Here is a 7,243-nt window from a genome sequence, read left to right as displayed (position 1 = left end):
GGTCCCGGATTGCCGTTGTCCATCTGAATCCCGAGAATCCGGCTAAGCCATGCCTACGGCAATCTGAGACAGTAAAACAGGCCGCATGAATCCCTTACCCAAACGACAACTAGCTTGACAATCACCGGCTGTGGGCCGCTACGGTAGTGGGCGCAAGGCTGTGGACTTTCGAGCCGCCCCTATCGCTGTAAGGCTAGATGCCCGCTGCTGTGGCGTGAGAGCGACAGGGTGCAGAGGTGAGGCCGGAGGGGTACACAGGGGGTACATGAAACCAGAAAACAAAAACGCCAACCTATCAGGGCTGGCGTAAGTGCTTGATTCTATTGGTGGCCTGGGACGGAATCGAACCGCCGACACAAGGATTTTCAATCCTCTGCTCTACCGACTGAGCTACCAGGCCATCATCAAGAAGGCGAAATAGTACACTAAATTTGAAATGTGCGCTTTGCACCACTAATTGTGTCGTTAATTCGCCGGACTTTGCGATGAAACAAGTGGATATTTCAGGAAAAGTTCAGGGGCGATTATAATCATGAAATTGAAGTACCGGGCGCGCGCGCTTTTTCCCACATGTCTGTAGACGTATTAACTTTCGGCTTGAACCACGTTTCTGCCCCGGTCTCGGTGCGGGAGCGCGTGGCGTTTCCGATCGATGTCCTGAAACCGGCGCTTGACGGCTTGCGGGCTACCTTTGGGCCGTCGGTAAAAGAAGCCGCCATACTCTCCACCTGTAATCGCACCGAAATCTACTGTGCGGCAGATCCGCAGGTGTCAGAGCACCTGCCTTCCTGGCTGGCCGACTTCAACCGCCTTGAGGCTGGCAGTCTGCAGCCGCATCTTTATCAGTACCAGCAAAACGATGCCGTCAGGCACGCTTTTCGTGTGGCCAGTGGCCTGGATTCCATGGTGTTGGGCGAGCCCCAAATCCTGGGCCAGATGAAAGATGCCGTACGCGCGGCCAACGAAGCGGGTTCGCTGGGTACTTTATTGCATCAGTTGTTCCAGCGCACCTTTTCGGTCGCCAAGGAAGTCCGCTCGCAAACCGCCATCGGCGCGCATTCGGTATCCATGGCAGCGGCGGCAGTGCGCCTGGCCGAGCGCGTATTTGGCGACTTATCCAAGGCCAGCGTGCTTTTCATAGGCGCAGGCGAAATGATCGAGCTCTGTGCAACGCACTTTGCCGCGCTGAATCCCGCCCATATGGTTGTGGCCAATCGCACGCTTGAACGCGCCGAAGTGCTCGCCTCGCGGTTTGTTGCCAAAACGATGATGCTTTCCGACATTCCCGACAAGCTGGCCGATTTCGACGTCATCGTTTCCTGTACGGCAAGCTCCTTGCCCATCCTTGGATTAGGGATGGTTGAAAGGGCTACGCGCTCGCGCCGCCATCGTCCCATGGTCATGGTCGATCTGGCTGTGCCGCGCGACATTGAAACCGAGGTGGGTCGCCTCGCCGACGTTTACCTCTACACCGTCGACGATCTGGGGCGTATGGTTCAAAGTGGCACCGACGCGCGTCGGGCGGCCGTCGTTCAGGCTGAAGCCATCATCGAAACGCGCGTGCAGAATTTCATGCACTGGCTGCAAAATCGTAAAATCGTACCGGTCATTGTGGATTTCCAGCAAGCGGCCGAACAGGTTCGCCAGCACGAGCTGGATCGCGCACGCCGAATGCTGGCGCGTGGCGACAGTCCCGAGCTCGTCCTCGAGCAACTGGCCTACGGCCTTACGCAAAAATACCTGCACGGCCCCATGGCTGTGCTTAATCGCAGCGAAAATGAAGAACGCCAGCAGTTGATAAGCCTGCTGCCGCGCCTGCTTCCCCGCACCGAACGTAATCGTTAGCGAAGCTCTGCCGGTCTTGTCGCGCACGCCTTCCCTTCAATTACTGTCTATTCCCTATTTATGAAAAGTTCTATACGCGATCGGCTCGAGCAGCTTGCTCGTCGATTGGTCGAAGTCGATGCATTATTGGCCGAGCCCGAAATTGCCAACGACATGAACCGGTATCGCAAGATGTCGCGTGAGCGGTCCGACCTGGAGCCGGTAGTTACGGTCTTTGCCGCGTATACGGCTACTGAAGACGATATCAAGGCCGCGCAAGACATGATGAGCGACCCTGAAATGCGCGACATGGCGGAAGAGGAATTCAAGCTAGGCAAGGATAGGCTGGAAGCGCTCGGTGCCGACCTGCAAGTGCTGCTGTTGCCGCGCGATCCTGACGACGGCCGTAGCGTATTCCTCGAGATCCGCGCTGGTACCGGGGGCGACGAAAGCGCCTTGTTCGCAGGCGATCTATTGCGCATGTATACCCGCTACGCCGAAAACAAGGGCTGGAAGGTCGAAATGATGTCCGAAAGCGCATCCGAAATTGGCGGCTATAAAGAAGTGATCGCCAGGCTGGATGGTGACGGCGTGTATGGCCAGCTCAAGTTTGAATCGGGCGCGCACCGTGTACAACGCGTTCCGGCGACCGAAACACAAGGGCGGATACATACTTCTGCATGCACCGTCGCGGTGCTGCCGGAGGCGGATGCCCAAAGCGATATTGTCATCAATTCGTCTGACCTGCGCATTGATACCTACCGTGCCAGCGGCGCCGGCGGGCAGCACATCAATAAAACAGACTCCGCGGTGCGTATAACGCACTTGCCGACCGGGCTGGTGGTGGAATGCCAGGACGATCGATCGCAGCATCGCAACAAGGACAAGGCCATGCAGGTGCTGGCTGCGCGCCTGAAGGACAAGCAGCAGCAGGAACAGCATAATAAAGAAGCTGCCCAGCGCAAGAGCCTGGTGGGTACCGGCGATCGTTCCGAGCGGATACGTACCTATAATTATCCGCAGGGCCGGGTCACCGACCACCGTATCAATCTTACGTTGTACAAGCTCGGGCAAATCATGGAAGGCGATCTGGACGAACTAACGGGCGCCTTGCGTGCCGAGCATCAGGCCGAACAATTGGCCTCGCTCGGACAGGAATAACGCATGGCCTGCCTGCGCACCATGTCGCGGGACAGCACGCTGCCGCGTCTTGAAATGCAAATGCTGTGGCAGCATGTGCTGCAGGTGCCGCGTTCCTGGCTTATTGCCCACGATACCGACCCGCTCGAGCCGGGCGCGATCATTCGCTTTCGCGAACTCGAAGCGCGGCGCATGGCCGGCGAGCCCATGGCGTACATCGTCGGATGTCGTGAATTCATGGGTCATGACTTCCAGGTTTCGCCTGCGGTACTGATTCCGCGCCCCGAAACTGAACTGCTTGTCGAGACTGGGTTAGACTATCTCAAGGGAAAGCAGTCGCCACTGGTGCTCGACCTGGGTACAGGCAGCGGCGCCGTGGCGATATCCATAGCCTTGCGTTGTCCGGCCGCCACGGTGGTGGCCACCGATCTCAGCGGCGATGCGTTGGCGGTGGCGCGTACAAACGGCAGGCGCCTGGGTGCAAAGGTCGATTTTTTTCAAGGTAGTTGGTACGATGCCCTGCCTGGCCGTAAGGGCTTTGACCTCATTGTGTCGAATCCCCCGTATATTGCGGCGGCGGACTCCCACCTGAAGGAAGGCGATGTGCGGTTTGAACCTGCCGCTGCCCTGACCGACGGTTCGGACGGCCTGTCAGCGCTTCGGGTCATTATCGAGGGAGCCGGCCGGCGCCTGCTATCCCATGGAGCCTTGTTCGTAGAGCACGGTTGGGATCAGGCGCAGGCAGTTCGGCAACTATTGCAGTCGACCGGTTTTGGACAGGTCGCAAGTGCGCCAGACCTGGCGGGTATCGATCGGGTCACTGGCGGAATTTATAATTAACTTTTTCTGGAATACGAGAGCATCATGAGCGAAGTTCAAGATTTTATTCGTGAAACCGTAACAGCCAACCCGGTTGTACTATTCATGAAGGGCACTGCACAGTTCCCGCAATGCGGCTTTTCCGGCCGCGCCATTCAGATCCTGAAAGCATCGGGCGTTACTAAGCTGGTCACGGTAAACGTGCTCGACGACGAGCTCGTTCGTCAAGGCGTCAAGGAATACTCCAGCTGGCCCACGATTCCACAGCTCTATGTAGCGGGCGAATTTATCGGCGGTTCGGACATCATTGCTGAAATGCACGAAAACGGCGAGCTGACCACCGCACTGAAAGAGGCTGGGGCGCTTGCGTGACAACCAGGCGGCTCGTTGTTGGTGTTACGGGCGCCACGGGTGCGATCTATGCGGTTCGTCTGCTTGAGGCCTTGCGCACCGTGGGCGATGTGGAATCGCACTTGGTGGTGTCGCCCTCTGGCGTCCTGAACATCAAGTACGAGCTGGATCTAGCGCGCCAGCATGTCCACGATCTGGCTGACAAGGTGTACAGTTTCCGCGATGTCGGCGCCGCGCTGTCCAGCGGCGGCTTCGACACCGCAGGCATGGTCGTGGTGCCATGTTCCATGCGTACGTTGGCGGCGGTAGCCCATGGCTTGTCCGACAACCTGATTACACGGGCTGCCGATGTCACGCTAAAAGAGCGTCGGCGACTGATCATGATGGTGCGCGAGACGCCGCTGAACCTGGCCCACTTGCGCAATATGACGGCCGTGACCGAGATGGGGGGCATAATCTTCCCGCCGCTGCCGGCTTTCTATCATCACCCTAAAACCCTGGAAGAAATGGTGGACCATACCGTGGCCCGCGTGCTGGAGCTGCTGGGCATACAAGTGCCCGGCCCGCATTGGGAAGGCATCGCCGACCGTCATTCCTGAGGTCGGTTCCGCACTATGCATTTTCTTTTCCTGCGGCGGGTCCCCGCGCTGGACCTGCCAAGGCTGGCGCATCCGCAGCTTGATCACTGGAGGCCGGTGCTTTACCGTCAGCCGCCTCGGTAACTTCCTTCAGCGTGTCAACGAAGCGCACATCCACGGGTTGTGCGTCGCCTGACTTGTCATGCCCGAAGTGCAGCACGGTGTGGGGATAGGGCAGCTCGATGCCTGCTTCATCGAAACGCCGCTTGAGCAGCTTGTTGAAACCGCGCTGTATCATCCACTGATTGCCCGGCGTGGTCTTGATCAAGACCCGAATCGTGAATCCGTTCTGATTCAATGCGGTGACGCCGGGTATGGAAATCTCCTCCATCACTTCTTGGGCCAACACCGGATCCTGCATCAGGTCTTTGAAGGCGAGCTCCATCTGGGCGATGGCATCATCCACGTTTTCGCGGTGTGCGATGTTATATTCGCCGTAATGGTAGCCATAGTCGCGCGTGTGGTTGGTCAGCTGGTCGATGCTGGAAAAAGGCACCATATGGTAGCCACCATCCAGCGTGCGTATGCCGACAGAGCGAATGGTGATCTTCTCGACCGTGCCGAATAAGCTGCCTACCTCAACGGTATCGTTGCGGTTCATGCCGTTTTCCAGCTGTATGAACACGCCCGTAATCACGTCCTGCACTAATTTTTGAGCCCCGAAGCCTATTGCAAGGCCCGCTACGCCGGCCCCGGCGATGAGCGGGCCGATATTGATGCCGATCTGCGATAGCACGACCAGAATCGTCATGGTGGCGATCACAATGGCCGTCGCATTGCGAAACAGCATCAGCAAGGTCTTTTCCCGTTCACTGGGATTGCTGCTTGATGCGTCCAGCCGATGCTCGATGATGCTGGCAATGACCGTCCAGCTTAGTGTAGCGATAAGCAAGATGATGCCCAAGTGCAGCACCATTGCGATGGCGGCCTGGCCATGGTCGGACTGCAGCCAGTCGACCAGGTTGAACGCATGCCAGGCGTCCAGCACGACCAAGGTCACCACGATCAGTATCAGGAGGCGCAGACCCTTCAATACCACCGGGACGTAGGTGTTGATGCGTGATTCCAGCGTAGGGAATGACTGCCGCCATTTGCCGGGAAGCATAATGCGGTGCGACAGCAACGATGACAGCCCGCTGGCCAGCATCATTCCTATTAGCACAGCCGCCGCGGTCTGGGCGGTGGCCCGTGCCATGAATGCCAACGCTTGCTGCTGCGCCGTCTGGCTGACCACCAGCAACACAGTGAAATAGGCGATGGCGATCAGGTGCCAGGTGCGCGACAGCACTCGTATGAGCGTTCCGAATAGAGCGACGCTGGACTTGTCGGCGAGTCCGACAAGGCTGGCTTTGACCGCCTTGCGGTTTTTCCAGATCACGCGCACGCCATAGAAATAGACCGCCAGCATGATCACCAGGCCCAATAGTTGCCCGACCGACGGTCGGAAAACGGCGCCGACCAAGGGGACGATGACGAGCAAGGTATAACCGATGACGCCTATCAGCAAGGTCAGCCAATGGTTCCAGTAATTGGCCGCCTCCGGCGATAGCGGCAACAAGCGCAATTGTTCATAACGTGTGGCGAAAATGCCTCTTGAAACGGCCTTGGCCACTTCTATCATGACGAAGGCGCTAAGAAACTGAAGGGCAAACAAGGAGGCGCCAGGATTCTGGCCTGCGACAGTCAGCGTGGCGATGTAGCCTGCGGTTGCGGCCAACAGCGTCGCGGCGACATCGACGACCAGGGCGGCAGCCACACCCAGCAATTTGCGGCTCAATGTTTGGGTGGCGAATTTTGACCGCCATGGGCCATGGCGCACAGGCAAGGCGGGGCCGTGTGCCTGCGGCCCGACGCTGGGAGGGCTGTCTTTCTTGATCCAGGCATTAAGCCTGGCAAATCCGATGCCGGCCAGCATGCGAAAAACGAAATAACTGGCGAGCACGGTCAACAGGGCAATAAGCAGTGTCTTTAATGGTGTAGCCCATTGCCGGGTGACACCATCAATGGCGGGCTCTCCCTTGATCAACGCCATGAACACATCTGCCGTGTCCGACATGTCGTGGGCAAGGCCGCTGGTAAATCGCTCCAGGGACAGGGCCACTTTCTGCGAGATCGGCGCATCCTCTGGCGTCGCCGAAGGTGGGAGTGCGCGGTTTGCCTCTGCACTGCGTTCTTGACCGGTTTGATCGGTCGCCGCAGTTGATGCCGACTTATTGGCGACCGGAGCCGCCAAGGCGCGCAATTGCTCGATCAGTTTTTTGCGTGTTTGATCATTTTCCAGGAGGTCGGCAAGGACGCCATATGACGCGTCCGGAGTCGAGGATGCCTCGGCGGCCTCTTGCGCATGGCTGCTTTGCGCCAGCATGGCAGCCATCAGTATCAAGGCGGCCGACAGTTGCCGGAAAAATTGGGGGATGAGAATGTTGCGGACCGTACTCGTAGTCACTCGGCGGATTTCCTTTTGGACATGC

Annotated in this window: 6 protein-coding genes and 1 tRNA gene; 5 read left to right on the top strand and 2 right to left on the bottom strand. The window is 58.1% G+C overall.

The window, feature by feature from the left end; genetic code table 11:
* Positions 1–324: 324 nt before the first annotated feature.
* A tRNA-Phe gene (locus tag CR159_RS08720) sits at positions 325–400 on the bottom strand.
* A 170-nt stretch (positions 401–570) separates the two neighbouring features.
* Here CR159_RS08720 and hemA point away from each other — a divergent pair.
* From hemA to CR159_RS08695, 5 genes are read left to right on the top strand one after another with little or no spacing between them, the layout of a single operon-like run.
* Positions 571–1,845 (top strand): glutamyl-tRNA reductase, encoded by a 1,275-nt coding sequence (gene hemA, locus CR159_RS08715; protein ID WP_102073607.1) that lies wholly within the window; start codon positions 571–573, stop codon positions 1,843–1,845.
* Between the two features lie 60 nt (positions 1,846–1,905).
* Positions 1,906–2,985: a peptide chain release factor 1 gene (prfA, locus tag CR159_RS08710; RefSeq protein ID WP_102073606.1), complete on the top strand. Its 1,080-nt coding sequence runs from the start codon at positions 1,906–1,908 to the stop codon at positions 2,983–2,985.
* Positions 2,986–2,988: 3 nt separating this feature from the next.
* The gene (gene prmC, locus CR159_RS08705; protein ID WP_102073605.1) at positions 2,989–3,804 is read left to right on the top strand and encodes a peptide chain release factor N(5)-glutamine methyltransferase; all 816 of its coding nucleotides are present in this window, start codon (positions 2,989–2,991) and stop codon (positions 3,802–3,804) included.
* Between the two features lie 24 nt (positions 3,805–3,828).
* Positions 3,829–4,155: a Grx4 family monothiol glutaredoxin gene (gene grxD / locus CR159_RS08700; protein ID WP_102073604.1), complete on the top strand. Its 327-nt coding sequence runs from the start codon at positions 3,829–3,831 to the stop codon at positions 4,153–4,155.
* A complete protein-coding gene (locus CR159_RS08695) occupies positions 4,152–4,733 on the top strand; it encodes a UbiX family flavin prenyltransferase (protein ID WP_102073603.1) in 582 nt (193 codons plus the stop codon). The genes grxD and CR159_RS08695 overlap by 4 nt, the downstream gene beginning before the upstream one ends.
* A 13-nt stretch (positions 4,734–4,746) precedes the next feature.
* Here CR159_RS08695 and CR159_RS08690 read toward each other — a convergent pair whose 3' ends face one another.
* A complete protein-coding gene (locus CR159_RS08690; RefSeq protein ID WP_233208227.1) occupies positions 4,747–7,218 on the bottom strand; it encodes a mechanosensitive ion channel domain-containing protein in 2,472 nt (823 codons plus the stop codon).
* Positions 7,219–7,243 lie beyond the last annotated feature (25 nt).

It is taken from the genome of Pollutimonas subterranea, from assembly GCF_002849655.1.
Lineage (GTDB): Bacteria > Pseudomonadota > Gammaproteobacteria > Burkholderiales > Burkholderiaceae_B > Pollutimonas > Pollutimonas subterranea.
The sequence above is the reverse complement of the archived record's forward strand: the minus strand, read 5'-3'. Positions and strand labels throughout refer to the sequence as shown.

Coding starts and splice junctions, on each gene's coding strand:
- hemA (WP_102073607.1), top strand. CDS start 571: ATGTCTGTAGACGTATTAACTTTCGGCTTGAACCACGTTTCTGCCCCG.
- prfA (WP_102073606.1), top strand. CDS start 1,906: ATGAAAAGTTCTATACGCGATCGGCTCGAGCAGCTTGCTCGTCGATTG.
- prmC (WP_102073605.1), top strand. CDS start 2,989: ATGGCCTGCCTGCGCACCATGTCGCGGGACAGCACGCTGCCGCGTCTT.
- grxD (WP_102073604.1), top strand. CDS start 3,829: ATGAGCGAAGTTCAAGATTTTATTCGTGAAACCGTAACAGCCAACCCG.